General features: G+C 58.1%; 21 protein-coding genes. 14 read left to right on the forward strand and 7 right to left on the reverse strand.

All coding sequences use genetic code 11. The features are described 5' to 3' along the window. The first annotated feature begins 154 nt into the window (after window positions 1-154). The 7 genes from paaB to VF639_RS24810 all read left to right on the forward strand — a co-directional run bounded on the left by paaB (window position 155) and on the right by VF639_RS24810 (window position 7,006). A complete protein-coding gene (paaB, locus tag VF639_RS24780; protein ID WP_331148648.1) occupies window positions 155-442 on the forward strand; it encodes a 1,2-phenylacetyl-CoA epoxidase subunit PaaB in 288 nt (95 codons plus the stop codon). A gap of 11 nt (window positions 443-453) precedes the next feature. After that, window positions 454-1,257: a 1,2-phenylacetyl-CoA epoxidase subunit PaaC gene (gene paaC / locus VF639_RS24785; RefSeq protein WP_331148649.1), complete on the forward strand. Its 804-nt coding sequence runs from the start codon at window positions 454-456 to the stop codon at window positions 1,255-1,257. Further along, entirely contained in the window at window positions 1,251-1,760 is a 510-nt protein-coding gene (gene paaD, locus VF639_RS24790) for a 1,2-phenylacetyl-CoA epoxidase subunit PaaD (protein ID WP_331148650.1), read from the forward strand. The genes paaC and paaD overlap by 7 nt, the downstream gene beginning before the upstream one ends. A gap of 182 nt (window positions 1,761-1,942) precedes the next feature. Further along, the gene (locus tag VF639_RS24795) at window positions 1,943-2,728 is read left to right on the forward strand and encodes an enoyl-CoA hydratase-related protein (protein ID WP_331148651.1); all 786 of its coding nucleotides are present in this window, start codon (window positions 1,943-1,945) and stop codon (window positions 2,726-2,728) included. Then, window positions 2,725-3,882, forward strand: a complete 1,158-nt coding sequence (locus VF639_RS24800; RefSeq protein ID WP_331148652.1) for a 3-hydroxyacyl-CoA dehydrogenase NAD-binding domain-containing protein — start codon at window positions 2,725-2,727, stop codon at window positions 3,880-3,882. The genes VF639_RS24795 and VF639_RS24800 overlap by 4 nt, the downstream gene beginning before the upstream one ends. Window positions 3,883-4,108: 226 nt before the next feature. Continuing rightward, complete coding sequence (gene paaZ / locus VF639_RS24805; RefSeq protein WP_331148653.1) at window positions 4,109-6,160, forward strand: phenylacetic acid degradation bifunctional protein PaaZ; 2,052 nt, start codon at window positions 4,109-4,111, stop codon at window positions 6,158-6,160. Window positions 6,161-6,238: 78 nt separating this feature from the next. Further along, the gene (locus VF639_RS24810; protein WP_331148654.1) at window positions 6,239-7,006 is read left to right on the forward strand and encodes an enoyl-CoA hydratase/isomerase family protein; all 768 of its coding nucleotides are present in this window, start codon (window positions 6,239-6,241) and stop codon (window positions 7,004-7,006) included. Window positions 7,007-7,038: 32 nt separating this feature from the next. On the opposite strand, the gene VF639_RS24815 is transcribed toward VF639_RS24810, so the two are convergent. Then, window positions 7,039-7,383, reverse strand: a complete 345-nt coding sequence (locus tag VF639_RS24815; protein ID WP_331148655.1) for an NUDIX hydrolase — start codon at window positions 7,381-7,383, stop codon at window positions 7,039-7,041. Between VF639_RS24815 and VF639_RS24820 the strand changes: the two genes are divergently transcribed. The 5 genes from VF639_RS24820 (at window position 7,327) to VF639_RS24840 (ending at window position 15,017) form a co-directional block, all read left to right on the forward strand. Then, window positions 7,327-8,769, forward strand: a complete 1,443-nt coding sequence (locus VF639_RS24820; RefSeq protein ID WP_331148656.1) for a TonB-dependent receptor domain-containing protein — start codon at window positions 7,327-7,329, stop codon at window positions 8,767-8,769. The two genes, VF639_RS24815 and VF639_RS24820, sit on opposite strands and share 57 nt — an antisense overlap. A gap of 15 nt (window positions 8,770-8,784) precedes the next feature. Next, window positions 8,785-8,967 carry a hypothetical protein gene (locus VF639_RS24825; RefSeq protein WP_331148657.1) on the forward strand — a complete coding sequence of 61 codons (183 nt, stop codon included), beginning with the start codon at window positions 8,785-8,787 and terminating at the stop codon, window positions 8,965-8,967. Between the two features lie 68 nt (window positions 8,968-9,035). Next, on the forward strand, window positions 9,036-10,556 hold the full coding sequence (locus VF639_RS24830) for a RagB/SusD family nutrient uptake outer membrane protein (protein ID WP_331148658.1): 1,521 nt from the start codon (window positions 9,036-9,038) through the stop codon (window positions 10,554-10,556). 235 nt (window positions 10,557-10,791) lie between these two features. Next, window positions 10,792-13,200 carry a glycoside hydrolase family 3 C-terminal domain-containing protein gene (locus VF639_RS24835; RefSeq protein WP_331148659.1) on the forward strand — a complete coding sequence of 803 codons (2,409 nt, stop codon included), beginning with the start codon at window positions 10,792-10,794 and terminating at the stop codon, window positions 13,198-13,200. A 170-nt stretch (window positions 13,201-13,370) separates the two neighbouring features. Further along, window positions 13,371-15,017 (forward strand): carboxylesterase/lipase family protein, encoded by a 1,647-nt coding sequence (locus tag VF639_RS24840; RefSeq protein WP_331148660.1) that lies wholly within the window; start codon window positions 13,371-13,373, stop codon window positions 15,015-15,017. A gap of 334 nt (window positions 15,018-15,351) precedes the next feature. Here the strand turns inward: VF639_RS24840 and VF639_RS24845 are convergent, their stop codons facing one another. Beyond that, window positions 15,352-16,413, reverse strand: a complete 1,062-nt coding sequence (locus tag VF639_RS24845; RefSeq protein ID WP_331148661.1) for an MJ1255/VC2487 family glycosyltransferase — start codon at window positions 16,411-16,413, stop codon at window positions 15,352-15,354. 205 nt (window positions 16,414-16,618) lie between these two features. Here VF639_RS24845 and VF639_RS24850 point away from each other — a divergent pair, with 205 nt between their 5' ends. Next, on the forward strand, window positions 16,619-17,539 hold the full coding sequence (locus VF639_RS24850) for a hypothetical protein (protein WP_331148662.1): 921 nt from the start codon (window positions 16,619-16,621) through the stop codon (window positions 17,537-17,539). 103 nt (window positions 17,540-17,642) lie between these two features. Here VF639_RS24850 and VF639_RS24855 read toward each other — a convergent pair whose 3' ends face one another. The 4 genes from VF639_RS24855 to VF639_RS24870 all read right to left on the reverse strand — a co-directional run bounded on the left by VF639_RS24855 (window position 17,643) and on the right by VF639_RS24870 (window position 21,823). Beyond that, window positions 17,643-18,251 carry a DUF4136 domain-containing protein gene (locus VF639_RS24855; protein WP_331148663.1) on the reverse strand — a complete coding sequence of 203 codons (609 nt, stop codon included), beginning with the start codon at window positions 18,249-18,251 and terminating at the stop codon, window positions 17,643-17,645. A gap of 338 nt (window positions 18,252-18,589) precedes the next feature. Then, window positions 18,590-19,045: a GNAT family N-acetyltransferase gene (locus VF639_RS24860; protein WP_331148664.1), complete on the reverse strand. Its 456-nt coding sequence runs from the start codon at window positions 19,043-19,045 to the stop codon at window positions 18,590-18,592. Window positions 19,046-19,092: 47 nt separating this feature from the next. Continuing rightward, a complete protein-coding gene (locus VF639_RS24865; protein WP_331148665.1) occupies window positions 19,093-19,827 on the reverse strand; it encodes an SH3 domain-containing protein in 735 nt (244 codons plus the stop codon). Window positions 19,828-19,942: 115 nt separating this feature from the next. After that, window positions 19,943-21,823, reverse strand: coding sequence for an ABC transporter ATP-binding protein (locus VF639_RS24870; protein WP_331148666.1), 1,881 nt, complete (start codon window positions 21,821-21,823; stop codon window positions 19,943-19,945). 193 nt (window positions 21,824-22,016) lie between these two features. Between VF639_RS24870 and VF639_RS24875 the strand changes: the two genes are divergently transcribed. Further along, window positions 22,017-23,258 (forward strand): serpin family protein, encoded by a 1,242-nt coding sequence (locus VF639_RS24875; RefSeq protein ID WP_331148667.1) that lies wholly within the window; start codon window positions 22,017-22,019, stop codon window positions 23,256-23,258. Between the two features lie 113 nt (window positions 23,259-23,371). On the opposite strand, the gene VF639_RS24880 is transcribed toward VF639_RS24875, so the two are convergent. Continuing rightward, window positions 23,372-23,632 carry a hypothetical protein gene (locus VF639_RS24880; protein ID WP_331148668.1) on the reverse strand — a complete coding sequence of 87 codons (261 nt, stop codon included), beginning with the start codon at window positions 23,630-23,632 and terminating at the stop codon, window positions 23,372-23,374. Between the last annotated feature and the right edge of the window lie 133 nt (window positions 23,633-23,765).

Here is a 23,765-nt window from a genome sequence, read left to right on the forward strand (position 1 = left end):
CCCTCTCCAAAAGAGAGGGGGCACTAGCTCTAGCATTCTAAAACAAACTTCTAGTTTTCACTATTTGCCTTTCCTTAAACTAGTTCTAAAAGTCTAGAACTAGTCCCCCTCTCTTTTGGAAAGGGGGCTAGGGGGGGAGGTCCGCCGCAAGAATATGAATCAATCAGAATGGCCTCTGTGGGAGGTATTTATTCGCAGCAAACAAGGCCTCGACCACAAGCATGTGGGCAGCTTGCACGCCGCCGACGCTACCATGGCTATCCAGAACGCGCGCGACGTGTACACGCGCCGGCTGGAAGGCGTCAGCATCTGGGTGGTGGAGTCTATGCACATGCATGCTTCCAACCCCGATGACTCCGGGGCGTTCTTCGATCCGGCCAACGACAAAGTGTATCGGCACCCCACTTTTTACGAAGTGCCGGACTCCATCAAGCACATGTAACTCTTATCCGCATGCAAGTCGCCCCATCCGACACTTCTGCCTTGAGCGGTTATGCACCTGAAGTACGGCAACAGCTGTTTCAGTACGTGTTGCAGCTAGCTGATACTAGCCTGATTCTGGGTCACCGCCTCTCGGAGTGGTGCGGGCACGGCCCTATTCTGGAGCAGGACCTAGCCATGGCCAATATTGCGCTGGATTTGCTGGGCGAAACCCGCAGCCTCTACCAATACGCTGCCGAGCTAGAAGGCAAAGACCGCACTGAAGACAGCCTCGCGTTTCTGCGCATAGCCACTGAATACCGCAATCCTTTGCTGGTGGAGCAGCCCAACGGCGACTTTGCCGACACCGTAACGCGGCAGTTTCTGTTCGATAACTTTCACTTTCATTTCCTGCAACAACTGCAAACCAGCCCCGACGAACGGCTGGCGGCCATTGCGGAAAAGTCGTGGAAGGAAGCGGCTTACCATCTTAAGTGGAGCTCTGAATGGATGATACGCCTGGGCGATGGTACCGAAGAAAGCCGTCAGCGCCTCGACAAAGCGCTGGCCAGCTTGTGGCGCTACTCCGGCGAGCTTACCACGCCTACGGCCAACGAGCAGGCCCTACAAGCTTTGGGTATTATTCCTGATTACGCAGTATTGCAGGACAGCATGAAGGCGCACGTGGCTAAGGTATTTGCCGAAGCTACCGTGCCTGTTCCGCAGGAAACGTACATGCAGCGCGGCGGCAAAGAAGGCCGGCACTCCGAGCACCTGGGCTATATCCTGACCGAGTTGCAGTACATGCAGCGCACGTACCCCGGCATGACATGGTAGCAACGCAGGCGCCCACCGAGGAGCGTATCTGGCAGCTGCTGGAAGAGGTTTCCGATCCGGAAGTACCCGTACTCAGCATTCTGGACCTAGGCATTGTACGCGGCGTGCAGGTGCTGGACCAAGCCGTGGCGGTAACCATCACGCCCACCTACTCGGGCTGCCCGGCCATGAACACCATTGCCACCGATATCCGGCTGCGCCTCTTGGCCGAAGGTATCACCCAAGTCACCATCCACAACCAGCTCAGCCCCGCCTGGACCACCGATTGGATGTCGCAAGCGGGCCGCGAAAAGCTGGAAGCCTACGGTATTGCCCCGCCCGTGGACGGCACGGCTACCGGCCATCTGCTCAACCTTTTCGGCCAGGACACCGTCGTGCGCTGCCCGCTCTGCAAATCCGCAAACACGCACTTGGTAAGCCAGTTCGGTTCCACCGCCTGCAAAGCCTTCTACCAGTGCGACGACTGCCACGAGCCGTTCGATTACTTTAAGTGCCATAGTTGATTTTGGAAGGAGCTAGGAGGCAGGAGGCAGGAGCTAGGAGCAAAGAATTCAGAGGGTTACCCGTACTCTAATTGCTCGCTCATTCTATTCTCTTACTTCCTAGCTCCTGCCTCCTAGCTTCTAGCTCCTAGCTCCTAACATCTGTCTCCTAACTACTTCCCTTTCCTAGCTCCTCCCACCCAATGCCTGATTCCGCCTCTCTTGTTTTCTCCCTGGAAGCTGGTATAGCCACTATTCGGCTCAACCGGCCCGACGTATTCAACAGCATCAACAAGCCGCTGGCGCTGGCATTGCAGCAGCGCTTACGCGAGTGTAAGGAAGACGCTACGGTGCGGGCAGTGCTACTAACGGGGACGGGCAAGGCGTTCTGCGCGGGTCAGGACCTGGCCGAAATTACCAACCCGAGCAGCCCCGGCGTATCGGAAATAGTGGAGCAGCACTACAACCCGGTGGTGCAGCTGATTCGGGAGCTTGATAAACCGGTGGTGGCGGCCGTAAACGGCGTTGCAGCGGGTGCGGGCGCCAACATTGCCCTGGCCTGCGACCTGGTGGTGGCCAAAGAATCGGCTTCCTTTATTCAGGCGTTCAGCAAGATTGGCCTGATTCCGGACAGCGGCGGCACGTATTTTCTGCCCCGGCTGATTGGGATGCAGCGCGCTACGGCCCTGATGATGACGGGCGACAAGGTAAGCGCCACGGAAGCCGTGCAGATGGGCATGATTTACAAGGCCATTCCCGACGAGACTTTCGACAGCGAAGTAGTAGCACTGGTGGTAAAGCTGGCGGCCATGCCTACCAAGGGCCTCGCCTACACCAAGCAGCTGCTCAATGCCTCGTTCCAGAACACCTTAGAGCAGCAGCTGCGTTGCGAAGCCGACTACCAATACCGCGCCGGCCACACCGCCGACTACCGCGAGGGCGTATCGGCCTTCATGGAGAAACGCAAACCAACCTTCACCGGCGAATGATTATCGGCATTATTGGCAGCGGCGCCATGGGGGCAGGCATTGCGCAGGTGGTAGCCACGGCGGGCCACACCGTCCGCCTACTCGACCAGAACGCCGAGGCACTGCAACGGGCCAGCCACTCCATCGAAGCGAACCTGCGCAAACTGGCGGAGAAGGGCAAGCTGACCACTGAGGCCGCCAACGCGACGCGGGCTCGGCTGCACCCAACCAACGACATCCAGCAATTCACCGATTGCGCGCTGGTGATAGAGGCCGTGATAGAAGATTTGATGGTGAAGCAGCAGCTATTTCGGCAGCTGGAAGGCATTGTTTCCGTCGATTGCGTGCTGGCCAGCAACACCTCGTCGTTGTCTATCACCTCTATTGCGGCGGCCTGCCAACGGCCCGAGCGGTTTATCGGCATCCACTTTTTCAACCCGGCACCGGTAATGCAGCTGGTGGAGGTGATTCCTGCCATCCAGACCCGGTCCGGGCTAGCAGCGGAAATCCGGAACTTGGTTGAGAGCTGGGGCAAGCTGCCGGTGCTGGCCAAAGACACGCCGGGCTTCATTGTGAACCGGGTAGCGCGGCCGTTTTACGGCGAGGCCATCCGTATTCTGGAAGAAGGCTTCGCTGACATTGCCACCATCGACTGGGCCCTGACCGAGCTCGGCGGCTTCCGCATGGGCCCGTTTGCCCTCATGGACTTCATCGGCCACGACGTCAACTACCGGGTCACGGAATCGGTGTTCACGGCCTTCTTCTACGACCCGCGCTACAAGCCCTCGTTCACGCAAAAACGGCTGTTCGAAGCCGGCTACTACGGCCGCAAAACGGGCCGCGGCTTCTACAGCTACGCCCCCGAAGCTGTGCCGCCCGTGCCCAACCGCGACGAAGCCCTGGGCAACGTGATTGTTAGCCGCGTGCTGGCCCTGCTCATCAACGAAGCCGCCGACGCGCTGGCCCTGAACGTCGCTTCCCGCGACGACCTGGAGCTAGCCATGACCAAGGGCGTCAACTACCCCAAGGGTTTGCTGGCCTGGGCCGACGAGCTAGGCATCGCCGATGTACTCGACACGCTCGACCATCTCTACGCCGAGTACCACGAAGACCGGTACCGCGCCAGCCCCCTGCTGCGCCGCATGGTCCGGGAACGGCAACACTTCTTTATGTAGAGCCTAAAAGAAGGTCATAAAGGTTGATCAGTGAATGAACGAGGTAGAGACGCGACACTTGGCTGCGCCGACCTTCGGTTCGCGTCTCGGCGTTGAACAACCGGATACGCATCATCTAAACAACCTCAGCAACGCCGAGACGCCAAGTGTGGCGTCTCTACATCGTTCCAGAATAATTAAGTCTATCTAAAGCTAGGCTTTTACGTCTCAGTTCTACATTCCACCTATGACTCCCGCACTAGAAAATTACGCCCTCGGCCGCTGGGTTGCCGGTACGGGCCAGCAGCAAGAGCTGTACGATGCAAGCACCGGCGACGTAATTGCGACGGCCAGCAGCGACGGCCTCGACTACGCCGAAATGATGCACTACGCCCGCACCAAGGGCAACAAGGCGCTGCGCAAGATGACTTTCCACGAGCGAGGCCGTATGATTAAAGCCCTGGCCCTGCACCTCGACAGCAAAAAGGAAGACTTCTATACCCTCAGCTACCGCAGCGGCGCCACCCGCGCCGATTCCTGGATCGACATTGAAGGCGGCATTGGCAACCTGTTCGCTAATGCCTCTTTGCGCCGCAAGTTCCCGGATAAGCCGTTTTACGTTGATGGCGACCCGATTGCCTTGTCGAAGGGCGGCAACTTCATTGGGCATCATATTATGGTGCCGAAGGAAGGCGTCGCCGTGCACATCAACGCCTACAACTTCCCCATCTGGGGCATGCTGGAGAAGATTGCCGTGAATTTACTGGCCGGTATGCCGGCCATTGTGAAGCCGGCCGTGCCCACGGCTTACCTCACCGAAGCCGTAGTGCGCGAAATCATTGCTTCCAAGATTCTGCCCGAAGGTGCTTTGCAATTGGTGTGCGGCTCGGGCCAAGGGATTCTCGACCATGTCACGTACCAGGATGTCGTCACGTTCACGGGGTCGGCGGAAACGGGCCGCAAGCTGAAGGCACACCCGCGCATTCTGGCCGAAGCCGTGCCGTTCAACATGGAAGCCGATTCGCTGAACTCGGCCGTGCTGGGTCCGGATGCGGTGCCGGGCACCGTGGAATTCGACTTGTTTATCAAGGAAGTACGCAAGGAAATGACCGCCAAAGCCGGGCAGAAATGCACGGCCATCCGCCGCATCATCGTGCCCGCAACCCTGCTGGAAGACGTGCAGATTGCCTTGGGCAAAGCCCTGGCCCAAACCACCGTGGGGCACCCATTGGCCGAAGGAGTCCGCATGGGGGCGCTGGCGGGCATGGCGCAGGTGCAGAAAGTACGGCAGCAAGTGTTGCAGCTCGCCAAAAACACCCCCATCGTGTACGGCGACCTAGACAACGTGCAGGTAATCGGGGGCGACTGCAAAGTAGGCGCGTTTATGTCGCCGATTGTGCTGCTCAACTCCGACCCGTTCCGCTTCACCGATACCCACGAGGTGGAAGCCTTCGGGCCGGTAGCGACCCTGATGCCCTACCACGATGTAGACGAAGCCGTGGCGCTGGCCAACCTTGGTAAAGGCTCCTTGGTGTGCTCGGTTGCCACCGCTGACCCGCGCACGGCGCAAGAATTTGTGCTCGGTGCGGCCACCCACCACGGCCGGATTCTGGTGCTCAACCAGGAAGTAGCCAAGGAAAGTACCGGCCATGGCTCCCCCCTGCCCTTGCTTATTCACGGCGGCCCCGGCCGGGCGGGCGGCGGGCAGGAAATGGGCGGGATGCGCGGCGTCGAGCACTTCATGCAGCGGGTAGCCATTCAAGGCTCGCCAAGCATGATTACGGCCATCACGGAAGTGTACCAGCAGAATGCCCGGCAGATAGAGAAAGACAAGCACCCGTTCCAGCACTATTTCGAGGAGCTGGAAATCGGTGAAACCTACGTTACCCATAAGCACACCGTCACGGAGGCTGACATTAGCAATTTCGCCAACGTATCAGGCGACAATTTCTACGCCCACGTCGACGCTACCTCGCTGGAAGGCACGCTGTTCACGGGCCGCGTAGCCCACGGCTACTACATCCTGAGCAAGGCGGCCGGCATGTTCGTGGACCCGCGCAAAGGGCCCGTGCTACTCAACTACGGACTCGAGGAGTGCCGCTTCACCAAGCCCGTGTACCCCGGCACTACCATTGGCGTGAAGCTCACGGTGAAAGAGAAAGTAGACCAGGAAAAGCGCGACGAAACCGACGTAGCCAAAGGCATCGTGCGCTGGCTGGTCGACGTGACCGATGAAACCGGCGAAACCGTAGCCATAGCCACGATTCTGACGATGGTGAAGAAGAAAAACCAAGCGTAGTTTCACGCAGTGTTTCGCGGTGGCCGTTCACTGCGAAACACTGCGGAAACCACTGCGATACACTGCGTGAAATACCACATGAACAACCTAACTGCCGGCACCGTAACTGCCGCCACCGACGCGCACGGCATCACCACCATCACCTTCTTCCACCCTTCCCATAACTCCCTGCCGAGCCGGGTACTGACGGATTTGGCTGATACCATCCGGCGGTTCGGGCAAGACGAGCAAACCAAGGTTATCGTCCTCAAGAGCGAAGGCAACCGGACCTTTTGCGCCGGCGCCAGCTTCGATGAGCTGCAAACCATCGCAACCAAAGAGCAGGGACTGGAATTCTTTTCCGGCTTCGCGAAAGTGATAAATGCCTGCCGCACGTCGTCTAAAATCATCATCGGGCGCGTGCAGGGCAAGGCGGTAGGCGGTGGCGTGGGCGTGGCGGCGGCCACCGATTATTGCTTTGCCACCACGCAGGCAGCTATCAAGCTCAGCGAGTTGGCAGTGGGCATCGGTCCGTTTGTGGTTGGCCCGGTAGTGGAGCGGAAGATTGGCACGGCCGCGTATCAGCAGCTGGCCTTAGATGCCACCGAGTTTCGCCCGGCCGCCTGGGCCCATGCGAAAGGCCTGTACGCCGAGCTGTCCGAGGATCAGGAGGCATTGGATGCGGCGGTGCAGGCTTTTGCCGTAAAGCTGGCGGCCTACGCACCGGCGGCATTGCAAGCCATGAAACAGGTTTTCTGGGAAGGCACCGAGCACTGGGACACGCTGCTCCTGGAGCGGGCGGCCATTAGCGGCACGCTGGTCTTGTCGGACTTCACCCGCAACGTCATTCGGAAGGCAAAAAGCTGACTTACTGCTTGGAGGCTACCGACTTCAAAACCCTAGAGTGGCGCCTTCCTCCAGGGCCTTATGATAAGTTTCCGTGTCGAATTCATAGAGGAAGGGCGACCGGTGCGGGCCGATTTTTTCAACTCGGCAAGCTGCCGGATCAAGCCTAGCGTCAGCAGCTTCTTGCGGAAGTTGCGGCGGTCGACCGGGCGGCCGAGGATGGTTTCGTAGAGGGCGTGGATTTCGGGCAGCGTGAATTTTTCGGGCAGTAGGTTGTAGCCGATGGGCTGCTGGTAAATCTGGCCGCGTAGCGTGAGCAATGCCGTTTCAATGATTTCCTGGTGGTCGAAGAGCAGGGTGGGAATGTCGCTGACGTCGCGCCAGCAGTATTCATCCACCAGAAACTCGGGCGTTACCACCATCAAGTAACGCTGCTGGCTGGGCAGTCGGCGCAGCAATTTGAAGGCAACTACCTGGGCGCCAACCACCTGGCTTACAGCCGCAACGACCTGCAAATTATCGCCCGGGGGCCAACCGCGGGGCAAACCAACTTCGGTGGCAACAGCCAGAGCCGGTTGTTAAGCTACTTTTCGCGGGTGAACTACGAGTTTGCCGGCAAGTACCTTTTCTCGGCTACGGCCCGCTTCGACGGCACCTCGGCTTTCAGCCGGGAAAACAATATCGGCTTCTTTCCCGGCGTATCGGCGGGCTGGCGCATTTCCGAAGAAGGCTTTCTTAAGGACGTCAGCAGCGTTAGTAACCTGAAGCTACGGGTGGGCTACGGCCGCGTGGGCAACCCCATCAACGCGGGCACCTTCCAGTACCTGGCCACGGTCAATTCCAGCACGAGCACGCAATATGTGTTCGGTACGGGCACCCAGAACATTGCAACCGGCGCGGCGCCTACCCGCCTGCCCAATCCTGATCTGCAATGGGAAAACAACGAGCAAACCAACGTGGGTATTGACTTAGGGTTGTTCCAAAATCGCGTGGCGGCCACCCTCGACCTCTATACCCGCAGCTCGCCCGACCTGATTGCACCCGTGCCCGCCCTCTACGTCGGCGGTACCGGCGACGCGGTGAACACCAACGCCGCCGCATCGCGCAACCGCGGCCTGGACCTCTCGATAACTACCAACAATTTTGTGAGCGAAGGCAGCGGCTTCACTTGGAGCACCACGTTCAACTTCACTACTTACCGCAACAAGCTCACCTCGCTCGGCACTGGTCGGCCCTACTTCGGACAGACCACCCGGGGCGGTAGCAGCTTGGTACGCTACGCCGCCGGCGTGCCGTTTGGCTCGTTTTACGGTTACGTAGCCGATGGCCTCATCCAAACCAAAGGAGAGCTGGATGCCTTGAATGCGGGTGCCAGCTCGGGCGTTTATCAGACCTCGGGTACGGCCCCCGGCGACATCAAGTTCCGGGATTTGAACGGCGACGGAGCCATCACCTCCGCCGACCAAACCTACATTGGTAATCCTAACCCGGATTTCACGTACGGACTGAACAATACCTTCTCGTTTAAAGGCTTTGATTTGAACGTGTTCCTGCAAGGCTCGCAGGGCAACGATGTCTATAACCTGAACCGCTACTACACCGAAGGCGGACTCTACACCTCGGCCAACGCGAGCACCCTGGCGCTGGAGCGGTGGACGGGGCCGGGCACAAGCAATTATATTCCGCGGGCAGTAGCTAACGGCCCCAACCAGAACCTACGCATTTCCAGTCACTACGTTGAAGACGGGTCGTACATGCGCGTAAAGCTGATTACGCTGGGGTAGACGCTGCCTAAATCTGTGCTCGGAATTCTGCATGCGCAACGCGTCCGGTTCTATGTAACCAGCCAAAACCTGATTACCGTCACCAACTACAAGGGCTTCGACCCTGAACTTGGCAACCAAGGCGGTAGCTTAGGCATCGACCGGGGCATTTACCCGCAGGCCCGCTCCTTCTTGGCTGGCGTCAATATCGGGTTCTAAAAAAATTTGGATGCGGTGGCAGTTCCTGCGAGTTGCCGCAAGCCCTACCTCTTACAACGACTACCATCATGACACATAAGAAAACCGCTGGTGCAGCTTTACTGATGCTGGCTTTAACAGCGGGCTGCACAAAAGATTACCTGGACCTCCAGCCCCGCGACGCCGTACCGACGGAGAACTTCTACCAAACGGCCACCGACGCGCTGCAAGCCACCAATGCCGTGTACTCGCAGCTAAACCAGAGCGGTATGTTCAATTCGGCCCTGTGGGGAATTGGCGACGTAATGTCGGACAACTCTTCGCTTGGCGGCGGCGGTGCCGATGGCATCGAGTTTCAACAGCTCGATGTGTTCTCTATTCCAACCACCAACCCGGTAATCACGGCGCATTGGCAACGGGCTTATTTGGGTATCGGCCAGGCCAACCAGGTGCTGACCCGCGTGCCAGCCATTCAGATGGATGAGGCCGTGAAAAGCCGCTACCTGGGTGAAGCCGAGTTCCTGCGGGCGCTGTATTACTTCTACTTGGTGCGCGGCTACGGCGACGTGCCACTGGTGCTCACGCCGGCGCAAAGCCCCGCGGAAGTAGCCAACATCACCCGCTCGCCGGCCGCCGAAGTGTACGCCCAGATCGTCAAAGACCTGACCGACGCCATCACCAAGCTGCCGGCTTCCTACACCGGTGACAACACAGGCCGGGCTACCAAATGGGCTGCTACCGCCTTGCTGGCCAAAGTGTATCTGACGCAGGGCGACATGACCAAAGCGGCCGAGCAAGCCCGGCTGGTTATTGCGGGCTCCGGCAAAACGCTGTGGCCTAACTATGGCGACAACTTCAAGATCGAAAACGAGAACGGGCAGGAGTCTATTTTCGAAGTGCAGTTCAAGTCTGGCCTGAACACGTACTCTACCGACGGCCCGGGTTCCATTGTCAACGAGTTCTGGGGCGCCCGGTTCTTTGGTGGTCCTACTTCCGCTTACCCCTACGTGGTGTCCGGGGGAGGGTACGGATTCAATATTCCGGAAAAGGAATTTGTGGACGGCTACGAGGCCGGCGACCTGCGGAAAACAGTAACCGTGTTTGTGCCCGGCGACAAGTATCCTATTCCTGCCGGCTTCACGGTAGCTCCCGAGCAGCCTGCGTCGCTGCCTGGCTCCCCGTTCGGCTTCAACGTAAAGAAGTTTTTTATCGGCACGGTCAACACCAACGTGTGGGACTCGGGGTTGAATATTCCCGTCTTGCGCCTGGCTGATGTGTACCTGATGCTGGCAGAAGCTGTCGGCCCAACCACTGAAGGGCTGGATGCCATCAACCGGGTGCGGCGCCGGGCCTTCGGGCTGCCGATCACTACGGCATCCTCTAAAGATCTGACCGCCGCTACGCCTAATTTCAAAGATGCCGTTATTCGGGAGCGTCGGTACGAGTTAGCCTTCGAGGACGAGCGGTGGTATGATCTGAAGCGCACGGGCAAACTCTTAACTTCTCCTGCTCTGATTGCGAAAGGGGTTAAGCCTTTCAACATCGTGCTGCCCATTCCGCAGTCGGAAATCAACGTCAATCCTAATCTGGTGCAGAATCAGGGTTACTAGAGAAGATGGAGCCAGCGAATTTGATGCTTTAGCCGTACTTGCTACGCGAGTGGTACATTGAATTTGTAAGTCTCGATTTCACTTTTTTAATACAGCTGACACACGCCGCCGAAAGGTGACGACCGGCCACGGACGTTGCTTTTCCCGGCGTATGTGTTAACAGTAATGCGGTTATCCCCTGGCAGCACCTACTGTCAATTTAATTTTTGCTCCCTCATTGTCCCAATTCCCACCTATGAAAACACACCCATTTTCTTTCGCAGCCCTGGCTGCCCGAACCGCTTATCTTGGCAAGCCCGCCGCAGTGTGCTTGCTGCTGAGCGGTAGTTTCGCGGCAGCGGCCCAGACGGCCGGCGCGCCCCAGCTAGGCAAGGCTACTTTGAAAGAAGTAGTGGCGGCTCTTACTCCCGAAGAAAAGGTCCTGCTGGTGGTGGGCATGGGCTTTTACCCTTCCGGCTTCCCGCCGGGCATGCTGCCGCCCGGCAACCCCGGCGACCGGGAAGTGCCGGAAAAGGTACCGGGCGCGGCAGGTCGCACCCACGCCATTCCCCGCCTAGGCATCCCGTCCCTGACCTTGTCGGATGGCCCGGCCGGCGTGCGGATCGACCCGATTCGGGGCGGCGACAGCACCAAAACCTACTACGCCACGGCGTTTCCGGTGGCTACTCTGCTGGCCTCTAGCTGGGATGTGGCGCTGGTGCGGAAAGTAGGCGTGGCGTTTGGCGAGGAAGTCCGCGACTTTGGTATTGATGTGCTGCTGGCACCGGGCATGAACATTCACCGCAATCCGTTGGGAGGCCGCAACTTCGAGTACTACTCCGAAGACCCCGTGGTAACGGGCCACATTGCCGCGGCGCTGGTGAACGGGGTGGAATCCAACGGGGTGGGCACGTCTATTAAGCATTTTGCGGTCAACAACCAGGAGTTCAACCGAATGCAGCTCAACTCGAAAGTGAGCGAGCGGGCCCTGCGGGAAATTTACCTGAAGGGCTTTCAGATAGCAGTGAAGGAAGCGCAGCCCTGGACGGTCATGACGTCGTACAACCTGGTAAATGGCACCTACACCTCCCAAAGCCCCGACCTGCTTAATGCGCTTTTGCGTCAGGAGTGGGGTTTCAAGGGGCTGGTGATGAGTGACTGGTACGGCGGCAAGAACCCGGTGGCGCAGCTCAAAGCCGGCAACGACCTGCTGATGCCCGGCACCCTGGCCCAAACGCAGGCCATACTAGCCGCCCTGAAAGATAACTCCCTGACCTCACAGGAGCTGGATGCCAACGCCACCCGGGTCTTGAACCTGGTGCTGCTGTCGCCCACCTTCAAAGGCCTCAAGTACACTAGCAAGCCCAACCTGAAGCAACACGCGGCCGTTGCCCGCGCCGCGGCCGCCGAGGGCATGGTACTGCTGGAAAACAAAACGAAAACGCTCCCCTTGGCCAAAGGTCAGAAAGTGGCCGCGTTCGGCAACACTTCCTACAACCTGGTAGCGGGCGGCACCGGCAGCGGCGACGTAAACAAGGCCTACGTGGTGTCGATAACGCAGGGCCTAACCAGCGCGGGCTTTACGGTAGCAGCGCCCCTGAGTGCGCTTTACAGGAAGTACTTGCAGGTTGAGAAAGCGAAACTACCCAAAACTAAAGGCTTGCTCGATCCGGCACCTGTAATTGCGGAAATGCCGGTTGAGGCGACCGTGCTGCAACAGCAGGCCGAGCAGGCCGATGTGGCCCTGTTTACCATCGGGCGCAGTGCAGGCGAAGGCGGCGACCGGAAAGTGGAAAACGACTTCACTCTTACGGCCACCGAGCAAGCCCTGCTCAAGCAAATTTCCACGGCCTTCCACGCTAAAGGCAAAAAAGTAGTGGTAGTGCTCAACGTAGGCGGCGTGACGGAAGTAGCCAGCTGGCGCGGGCAAGCCGATGCCATTCTGCTGGCCTGGCAGCCCGGGCAGGAAGGGGGCCACGCCGTGGCCGATATTCTGAGCGGCAGCGTACCGCCCTCGGGCAAGCTGGCCACTACCTTTCCAGTGGCCTACCAGGATGTACCTTATGCCAGCAGCTTCCCCGGCAAAGAGCTGGCAGCAGCAGGAGCCGGGGGCAACCCTATGATGGGCCGCCCGTCGGAAAACACTTATGAGGAAGGCATCTACGTCGGCTACCGCTACTACAACTCCTTCAAGGTGAAGCCCGCTTATGAGTTTGGCTACGGCTTGTCGTATACTAGCTTTTCGTTCGGGCCGCTGAAGCTAAGTACCACTTCCTTAACCGATAAAATGACAGCCACCATCAGCGTAACCAACAACGGTGCGGTGGCCGGCAAGGAAGTGGTGCAGCTCTACGTGGGAGCCCCAGCAGGCAAGCTCGATAAGCCGGAAAGTGAGTTGAAAGCTTTTGCCAAAACCAACCTCTTGCAGCCTGGCCAGTCCCAGACCCTCACATTCACGCTAGCTGCCGCCGATTTAGCTTCGTTCGACACGGCCACCTCGGCATGGGTTACCGATGCCGGCACCTACCAGCTCAAGGCCGGCAGCTCCTCTTCCGCTATCAAACAGACCGCTTCTTTCAAGGTGCCTAAAGAAGCAGCAGAGAAAAGCCGTAAGTTGCTCGCGCCGCAAGAGAAATTTGAGGAAATGAAGTCGGCTCGGAAATAACGTAGCTGCGCCCCGCAAAGGGCAAACAGAAGCCGACGCTCTTACCAAGACAACAAGACGCAGAAAATTGCGTCTGTACTCCCAAACCACCCTTCTTTGCACCACAGCACGGAAATCCGGCCACTTCCGTTCCGCGCTGCATTCCACACAGCTTCAGCTATTCACTGCTTATGAAAACACTACTTATCGTTTCTTTTCTCGCCTTGCAGCTGGCGCCAATGGCTATGGCCCAAACTTCAAAACCGGCGGCCGCATCTTCCACTGCCGACCGCGTGCAAACCGCCAATGGACCACTTGAAGGCACTACGGCCCCGAATGGCATTCGCATGTTCAAAGGAGTGCCGTACGCGGCTCCGCCCGTTGGAGAGCTACGGTGGAAAGCGCCGCAGCCAGTGAAAAACTGGACGGCAGTGCGCCAGGCCAAGCAGTTTGGTCCCCGTGCCATGCAGCTGCCGCTGTTCGGCGACATGAACTTTCGCTCCAACGGCGTGAGCGAAGACTGCCTCTACCTGAACGTCTGGACGCCCGCTAAAACGGGCAAGGAGCGCCTGCCGGTGCTGGTGTATTTCTACGGCGGCGGCTTCGTGGCCGGCGACGGCTCCGAGCCGCGCTACGACGGCGAAAGCATGGCCCGGCGCGGCATAGTAGCCATAACGGTGAACTACCGGCTCGGCGTTTTCGGCTTTATGGCCCACCCCGAGCTTACCAAAGAGTCGCCGCAGCACGCCTCCGGCAACTACGGCTTGCTCGACCAGAGCGCGGCCCTGCGGTGGGTACAGCAGAATATTGCGGCCTTCGGCGGCGACCCAAAAAAGGTAACCATTGCGGGCGAATCGGCGGGGTCTTATTCGGTTAGTGCCCAAATGGCCTCTCCCTTGTCGAAGGCCCTGATTGCCGGCGCCATCGGGGAAAGTGGCTCGTTGTTGTCGTTGACGCCGCCTATGCCGCTGGCGCAGGCCGAGCAAAACGGAGTGGCTTTTGCCTCGACTGTTGGGGCTAGTTCGTTAGCGGCGCTCCGAGCAATGCCGGCCACGCAGCTGCTGGAAGCTACTGGCAAGCCTGACGCCAAACGTTTTTCCACCGTCGTCGATGGCTATTTCTTCCCGAAGTCTCCGGTTGAAATCTTTACTGCGGGCGAGCAGGCGCACGTACCGTTGCTGGTGGGCTGGAACTCGCAGGAGATGAACGCGGGTGCCGTCCTGGGCAAAGAAAAACCTACTCCCGAAACCTTCGCGCAGGCCGTTCAAAAGCTCTACGGTGCCCGCGCCAACGACGTGCTGAAGGCCTACCCGGCCACTACCGAAGCCGAAGCCGAGCAAGCTGCCACCGACCTCGCCAGCGACCGGTTTATTGCCTACGGTACCTGGCGATGGGCCGACGTGCATGGCAAAACTGGTGGCAAGCCGGTTTACCGCTACCTCTACGCTCGGCCCCGCCCGGCCATGACGCCCGAAATGGGCAACGCCACCGCTGGCCTGGCTGGCGGCGTAGTGAAACCCGCCGACCCGGCCGCCCCCAAAGCCCCACCGGCCCGTGGCGCCGTCCACTCCGCCGAAATCGAGTACGCCATGGGCAACTTGGCTACCAACAAGGTGTACGCCTGGACCCCGGACGACCAAAAGGTGTCGGAAACCATGCAGAGCTACTTCGCCAACTTCATCAAGACCAGCAACCCCAACGGCACCGGCTTACCAACCTGGCCCGCCGCCAATGGCAGCAACGGCGTTCAAGTGATGCATATCGACGTGACTACCCGCGCCGAACCCGAGCAAAACCGCGCCCGCTACCTACTCCTGGAACAAACCGCCGCCAAGTAGTTCTGATACTACTTGTGACTATACAAGGGCCTAAAGCTGCTTCTTAAGCAGTTTTAGGCCCATGTATCATGTTGGTCTTATAAACATAGTTTGAGACAAGCTCACGTTGCCAAAGCAACCGTCATGCAGAGGCGCAGCCGCAGCATCTCGCGTGCTGAGGTTGGAATACCACTCCTGTGTCAGCACGCGAGATGCTTTGGCTGCGCCTCTGCAGAACGATTAGCATTGCAACGGCAGTATGAGCTGGTTTTACAAGTGGAAACCAGCTCAAGCAGAGCGAGAATCGGTTCCGGCGCAAGTCCTCTCTTAACCTTTCGGCACAAGAAACGGTACCTCACTGCTTCCTCAAGCCATTCAAAACGCCGGCTAGCTGCTGAAACAACTCGTAGTTGCCGCTTTGGCTGTAGCCGGCCAGGGCCGTTTCAAAGCCGCTTAAGTCGTACAAAAACGCCTTGATGTTATCGGCAGTCAGGCTTTCGAAGTGGCGGCCGTAGCCGAGCTTATCGACTTCGGCGGCGTTGAGAAACTGTTCGAATTGGGCAGGAATGGGGATGGCGCAGATGGGCTTGCGCAAATAAACAGCCTCGCTGATCAGCGAGAAGCCCCCGTTGGTTACCACGGCGCGGGCGCTGGCCAAATCGTTGATGAAGCCTTGCTCGCTGAACGCTTTCAGCTGCACGTTGCCGTGGCTTTCCTCTTTGTTGAAGCCATACACCCGAAACTCCTGGTTGGGCAGGCCTTGCAGCAGCGGCACCAAGTTGCTTTGCGTGGTAGCCGACTGATACACCAACACATGCGCGCCGGTGGTGGGCTGCGCAGCCAGAATTTCGGGGCGAATAATGGGCGGCACCAGCGTGGTATTGGGCTTGATGACGGGCAGTGGGAAAAAGGTGGTCACGAAGTAGTGCTGGCTGCGCGGCAGCTTGGCCCGCACTATTTGGCGCGCTAGCTCCTGATTGTCGCGCTCAGCGGCTGGCACCGCCACATCCAGCCGCGCCCGGCTGATGATCTGCATGTTGTCGACGCTGACGATGGGCAGGCGCTTCAGCCGGGCAAAAAGGTAACTGAACGATTCGAAGTCGGATACCACAACGTCGAAATCCAGGCCGCGCAGCATCTCCCGGTACTTGCGGAAGTTGACGAGCAGGTTTTCCGGAGCCGTGCGCAACGTAAGAGCCGCCGTGCGGGACTTCGACACGGTCAGGCTCTTGTAGGCCAGGTGAAACCCACGTATTTCGTGCACCCGCCCCGGAAACGTGCGCTCCAGCAGCTGATACGCCCGCGAGCTACTCACCACGAACACCTCGTGCCCGGCTTCTAACAAGTGTTGAATAACCACTTTGCTGCGCGTGGCGTGCCCCATGCCCTCCCCCGGCACTCCGTATAGGATGTTCATTGGTTGGATGCTGATTGGTGACTACTTAATAGTTGAGGTGTGAAATAACAACTTCAGCACGAAACTCAACCTCCACCACGCAACCATTCAAAATAAAGCAATCCGGCAGCCGACACTAAGTTGTGGGCCGGCTTTGAGTACTTTCGGCCCGGTTTTGGTAAAACTTTACTCGTACCGCTTTTTCTTGCCTTTTGCGCTTCGCCCTATGATTTCGTTTTTTCACTTCAGCCGGCCGGCCCTTCTGGTTCTGGCCGCCGCTAGTTTGCTGGTTGAATCTTGCACCGCCCCACGCACCATTGTAAGTACGGGCAAGGTCACGCCCAAAGGCGAGTTCCGGGTGGGCGGCAACCTGGCCTTCAACGTAGCCACCGAAACCATCAGTAAAACTGGCTCAGCCTTGAAATCGGCAGCGGCGGCAACCGTGAACAAGGATACGGTGGGTTACTCCGGCACCATCGACCGGCTGCAAGTGGCGGCCCTGGCCTACGTGCTCGACCCGGTACGCCCCTCTTCCGACCTATATGTGCGCTACGGCGCGCTCGACCGGCTTGATGTTGGCTATAAATACGCGTTTGGCTCGCATGTATTCGATGCCGCTTACCAGTTCCTGGGGCCCACCGGCACCGTAGAGCGTCCGGGCGGCCCGGCCGGCGCTACTTACGCCAGCATCGGTTTGCAGTTTGCCACGCAGCGCGCCAGCCTGCCAAGCTTACCGTTCCTCGACAACATCAATGATGTTCTGGGTTTCCGGGCCACCCGGCACGATATTATTGTGCCGCTGGTATTTAGTCATTCGTTTGGGGCCGAAGAAGAAATTGGGGCTGTTTCCTACGGCGTGGTGTACACCCACACGTTTTTGCGCTATGGCTTCGAGCCCAGCAAGGTTTTCAACGGCAGCGCAAAGGTGCCGGCGCTGCTAGAGCAGAAAACCAACTTTCCTTCTTTCGGGGGCTTTGTGAATGCGAAAATCGGCTACCGCTACGCCTATGTTATTCCCTCAGTTGGTATCTACTACCAGAATTACGGCACCTACCAGCTGCTCAACAACAAAAGCGCCAGCCTCAGTGGCCTGACCATCGTGCCGAGCATCGGTCTGCAATTTCGGATTCCGTCGAGCCGGCGCTAACGGGCTCTTGTAGTAAACATTGTAAATGCCAAGCCCGGCTTCACTGCTTCAAAGCAATAAAATGCTCGAAGGCAACGAAGCCGGGCTTGCTATTGTGAACAGGTTATTCTTCTGTTTGCTCTCGATTGCCGCCCTCCAGGTAGCCGGCGGTGAACACCCGGTACTGGTCGAATATCGAGCGCACGGAGCGGCGCAGTACCACTTCGCCCTGAACCCCAGTCGGCACGGTCACGCCGGAGGCATAGCCATTCCAGACGGCCCGGTTGGTTTTATTGTCGATCAGGGTGATGAGCAGGGTGCCTTCGGCGAGCAGCATCCGCACGGGCTGGTAACCGGTGCGCTGCTCGGCAGGCGTCTCATCGTCCTCTATCCTTTCTTCGTTTACCCAGCGGGATATATCTTCCTGGGCGTAGCCCCGGAAGCGCATGTCGCCTTCGTACACCCGAAAGTTGACCAGCAAATCGGGCCGGCGCTTGTTGGGCCGGTAGCCCTGCACTTTCATGCGCGTTCGGATGGCGTCGCGCAGTACTTCGCCCAGTTTACTGGTATCAGCAGCCAATCCTTCACCGGTCACGAACTCATAGGTGCGGTAGCGACGGAACGCGCCGGCGTAGCTGTAATCGGATTCGACGCGCGCTTCGCGGGCGGCAAAACAACCCGATAAGGCCAAGGCTAAGCTAGAGCCCACAAAAAGAGTAGAAAACAATTTCATAACGTGGCAGATATGAGGGGAATCACAGGCATCAAGTTACGAAACTATTTAAAGGTTAGATGCTGATGTTCAGACCTAAAAAGGCAAAATTTCTTGTGCCTCAACCAGCCCTTTCCGGCAAACCCCACAATTTTATCGTCGCTCCTACAACTTGGCTACCTCGTTTTAATCGCACTTTTATCAACAACAAAACGAACCTACTAGGGGATAGAAAGGCCGCTGCCAGCCACTGAAACCCGGATTTCCAAGTTGCTAATCCGGCGGAGCCGCACCCGGTTTTCTGCTATACAACCGCCCGTAAGCTGCGATGTTGCTGGTGGCAAAAACAAGCAGTCTGGCTAGGCGGCCAGTTCTTTTTCAAGCACGATAATCAAGCCGCGCGGGCCCTGCACTGTGCCCACAATATCAAAGCCGGCCCGCAGGTTCAGGAGCAGCATGGGGCGCCAGCGGTTGTAGGTCTGGGTCCGGATGCGCTGGTAGCCTTGCTGCTGGCACCACGCATGTTGCTGGCGCATCAGTTCCCCTGCAATACCCTGGCCGCGAAAGTCGGGCTGCACGCCGCCCAACCAGCTGTAGTATTGTCCTGGCTTACGCTCATAGCCGAGCTTACAGCCTATCAGCTGCCCACCGGCCAGGGTTAGCCACGCCTGCACCGGCTGGCGGGTCTGCTGATAATTCAGGTCTGCGTTTAGTTCATCAACGGGGCTTTCCAGCGTTGCTGCCAGCAGGCGCACAACAGCTTCGGTGCCTGCGCCAACGGGAGATAAAGATTCAGTGAAAGTGTACTCAAGCATTTATTACCTGCTAATGAATGCCGCTATGTCCGGGCGGCTGCGTGCGCTCAGGTGCAGTCGTTGGAAGAGATGGTAATAACCCCATTATCCTTGACCGTGAGCTTTAAATCCTGCGCGGCGTCGCTGTCTCCAAACCCGCAGGTGAACGTGTACACATTACCTTTCCTGGATATCAGCTTGGGCTGCATTAACTTCTTGGGGTTGAAGCTGGAATATCCGGAGTAGCTGCTTATCATATGGTGATACACCTCGGGCAGCGTAAGGCGCCTGAACGAGTACACATGATCGAAACAGCCGTCATGGGTCGTCATGGTATACGTGCCGCTTGCGTACTCCGTAGTTTCATGGACGGCATACTCAGGGGCGCTGTTCTTGTTGGCGGCTGCTACTTTTTCGTTTTCTGTGCGGGCACTTTTTTTGGTTCCTAGCAAATCCACGAAAGTCAATCCGTCGCGGCTCTCGATTTTCGGCTTGTGCTTCGTTACGTCGGAACTGAAGACGTACCCGGTATACGCTGGGGCTGTCACCTTTATCCAGTCGCCCTGAAGTGCGAAGCCAGCGCCGACCTGCTTCACCTCTTTCGAGGCGATGGTTTGCTGCGCATTCACGGCCGCGCCAATCGGAATTTTCCGTAGCACTTTGGATTGGCACGATGGCTTCTCGTGCACCTCCGCTCCCGTTATAGAAATGACATATACTTTCGTTTCGACGGGGTCTGCGGCAGCCAACCTAAAAGCCCACAGACCCACGCCCATCAGCAGCAGACACACTATATTCTTCATAACGCAGGGCACACGATATATACCAGAGGTAACTGACACTGCAAGCTAAGGGCAGCGCGGGAAATATGGAGCGCTCAGGTTTTAAGATATTATTTTCCCGCGTTGCCCTTGCCTGCTACCGGTACCCGGCGGCTTGCAGCTGAAACAGCTCGGCGTAGCGCCCGCCACGGGCCAGCAGCTCTTCGTGACTCCCTATTTCCACGCTCTTGCCGTGCTCAATTACCAGAATCCGGTCGGCCATGCGGACGGTGCTGAAACGGTGCGAGATAAGCACGGCGGTTTTGCCGCGGGTGAGTTCGTTGAAGCGTTGGAACACTTCGTACTCGGCGCGGGCGTCGAGGGCGGCGGTGGGCTCATCGAGGATGAGCAGCTGGGCGTCGCGCATGTAGGCGCGGCCTAGCGCAATTTTCTGCCATTCGCCGCCGCTTAGGTCTACGCCGCCGTTGAAGCGGCGGCCTATCATTTGGTCGTAGCCCTGGGGCAGCTTGGCAATGACGGAGTCGGCGAGGCTCTGGGCGGCGGCTAGCTCGATGCGGGGGCGGTTTTCTTTTTCCTCGATGCGGCCTACGGCCAGGTTCTGGCCGGCCGGCAGTTGGAAGCGCACGAAGTCCTGGAAAATCACGCCGATTTCCCGGCGTAGCTCGGCAGGATCGTATTCGCGCAGGTCGTGGCCGTCGAGCAGGATGCGGCCTTCGGTGGGGTCGTAGAGGCGCGAGAGTAGCTTGACGAGCGTGGTTTTGCCGGCGCCGTTTTCGCCTACCAGTGCCAGCTTTTCGCCGGCCTTTAACTCGAAGTCAAGATGGCGCAGGGCCCATTTCTCGGCGTTACGGTACTTGAAACCCACATTCTCGAATATGAAGCCTTCTTGGATTGGTTGCGGAAACGGGCGCACGAACTGCGTGGCAGTGGGCCGCACAATCTGGGGCTTGAGGTGGAAGAAGTCGAAGAAATCCTGGAGGTACAGGGCTCCGTCGGCCACGCTGCTGAAGCGGCTCAGGATGCCTTCCAGCAAGCCCCGCATCCGCCCAAACGAACCCGCCAGAAAGGTTAGCTGGCCAATGGAAATCTGGCCGCGCACGGCCTGGCTGATGATATAGACGTAGGCCGCGTAGTAACCGGCCGCGCCCACGCCCGCAAAGAACGTACCCCAACTGGCCCGCCGGATGACGAGGTCCTTGTTCTTCTGGTAGAACTCATTGGAGAGCAGCTTGAACCGCTCAATCAGAAACTCCGACAAACCGAAAATCTTCACTTCCTTGGCCGTTTCGTCGGAAGCACCGGTTTGGCGCAGATAGTCCAGCTCGCGCCGCTCGGGCGTCCAGCCGTGGACCAGCGAGTAGCTGCGCTCGTTGAAGTGCGACTCGCCCAGGAAGGCCGGAATCACGGCAATCAGCAACAGCAGCAGCAGCCAGGGGTTGAAGGCCACCAGCCCCACCGACAGAAAAGCCATGGTAATGGCATCCTGGGCCTGGCTGAGCACCTGGGCCATAAGCACGGTGCGTGACAAGGTTTGGCGGCGGGCCCGCTCCAGCTTGTCGTAGAACGTGCTGTCCTCGAACTGATCGAGGTCTAGTTCGGCGGCGTGTTGCATAAGGCGCACCGAGGTGCGGTTGGCAAACAGGTCGCCGAGCAAAGAGTCGAGCAGGGCCACGCCGCGGCCGAGGGCATCGGAGAGGATAGCTAAGCCGAATTCCAGCGCTACCAGGGTGAGAACGGGCGTCAGGAGCCGCTCGGCGGCGGGCTGGCGACTAAGCTGCACCACGGTATCGAGAATAAGCTGGCCCACATAAAGCATAGCCACCGGCAACGCGGCCCGAAGCAGGCGCAAGCCCACGTTGCTTAGAGTTAGGGTGGGGCTGGTCTGCCAGATGAGGCGCAGGAATTCGGGCAGGTTTCTGAGCGCCGAAAATCGTTCGCGCACGGTAAGCGCCGGCTTGCCATCGGGACGGGGCGCTTTGGCGGAAACTTTACTTAAAACAGATGATATCCAAGACATAAGCTCTGCTTACGGCAACCATCGGACCGGAGTGCGGGGGCCGCCGTTTTGGCAGGACCAGGCAACGAATACATCTGAGAACCCGCATGCAACCTCCGTCCCCGCTGCTGGCTCTTCTACTTGTGCAGGCCACCTCTGGGCACTGTACTGAGCAAGCGGTATTCTGTATTCATTCACCCTTACGTTTCATGTAATGCAACAAATACTTACCCGAGCTGCCTGGCTAGGAGTGGCCGGAGCCGCTTTATTGCTTTCTGCCTGCCAGAAAGATGCCGCGGCGCCCGGCGGCGACAATACCCCGAACCTGCGGCCCTTAACGGCCGCCGAAGTGAAAACGGTAGCCAGTTCCAACGACTTTGCCTTCCGCGCCTTCTCCACGCTCCGGGCCAAGGAAGCGGCCACTAACCTGTTTATCTCGCCACTGAGTATTTCGTCGGCCATCACCATGACCTACAACGGCACCGACGGCACCACCAAACAAGCCATCAAGGAGACCCTAGGCTTCGCACCCCAAACCGACACCGAAATCAACGAGTCGTTCAAGATGCTTGCCGAGCTGTTACCCAACATCGACAAGAACGTGAAGTTTACCACCGCCAATTCCATCTGGCACGGTCAGCAATATCAGCTACAGGCGCCTTTTGTGTCGAAGAATGTCACCTACTTCGATGCGATGGTGAAAGGCCTGGATTTCAGCTCGACGGGCTCTAAAGACGTTATCAACAATTGGGTGAAGAACAAAACCAACGGCAAGATTGAAAGTCTTATCGAGAGCACAAACGCCGACGACGTTATGTATCTGGTGAATGCCATTTATTTCAAAGGCACCTGGACCTATCAGTTCGACAAGCAGCTCACCCGCCGCGCCGACTTCCATAAAGAAGACGGCACCTCCGTTTCCACGGACTTCATGACCCTGAAAAACGGTCAGTACGCCTATTACGCCGACGCCACCAAGCAGGTAATCGACTTGCCGTACGGCAACCAGCAGTTCAGTATGACGCTGATTTTGCCAGCTGCCTCGAAAACCGTAGCCGACATCACGCCGGAGCTGAACAGCGCGAACCTGAGCACCTGGTTGGCTGGTGCTCACACGAGCAGCTTAGAGCTGCGTTTGCCTAAGTTCAAGATGGAGTATAAGAAGGAGCTGAAGGAAGCCTTGACGCAGCTTGGCATGGGCATCGCTTTTTCCGATCAAGCCAACTTCAGCCAGATGATACAAGGCACCAAGAGCGGATTGCAAATCAGCAAAGTGCTGCATAAAACCTACCTCGACGTAAACGAAGAAGGCACCGAAGCGGCCGCTGCAACTTCGGTGGGCATCATCACTACTTCCCTCCCATCGAGTATCACCGCCGACCGGCCCTTCGTGTTCCTGATCCGGGAGAAGTCATCGAATGTGATTCTCTTCATCGGGCAGTTGATGGCTCCGTAGCTGGTTGGTGTGGCTGCTACACTACGTTGTCCTTATCGTTCTTGCCATTACCAATAAAACAGCCTGCCCCAAGCATGGGGCAGGCTGTTTTATTGAGGTGAACTGGCTGAAAACTAGCGGTTCATAATCTTGCCCTGGTTGTCCCAATGGCTGGATTTGACTTCCAGGCTTCCGGGCACCCGCTTGATGGTACGGGTGTACCGCTCGCCGGAAATGGTGCCGTCGGGGCGGCGCTTGCCGAAAAACAAGGTGACGGGCTCACCGTGCTCGTTGGTCAGGAAGGTGATGTCGTAGCCCTTGAAAACATCATCGATACGAGACTTAGGCTCGTAAACTTTACTGAGTTTTTTGTCTAACACTTCATGAAGTGGCATGGCAATAGAGAAGTTGTGAAAGTATTAGGTTTGGTTCTGGTTTAGGGCCTACTGCCGTTTCGTGAACGGTGTAGAGACGCGACACTTCGCGTCTCATCGTTGCTGATGTTGTTTAATCAATCTTTGTGCGCTA

The organism is Hymenobacter sp. (assembly GCF_036387835.1).
In the GTDB taxonomy this organism is placed as follows: Bacteria; Bacteroidota; Bacteroidia; order Cytophagales; family Hymenobacteraceae; genus Hymenobacter.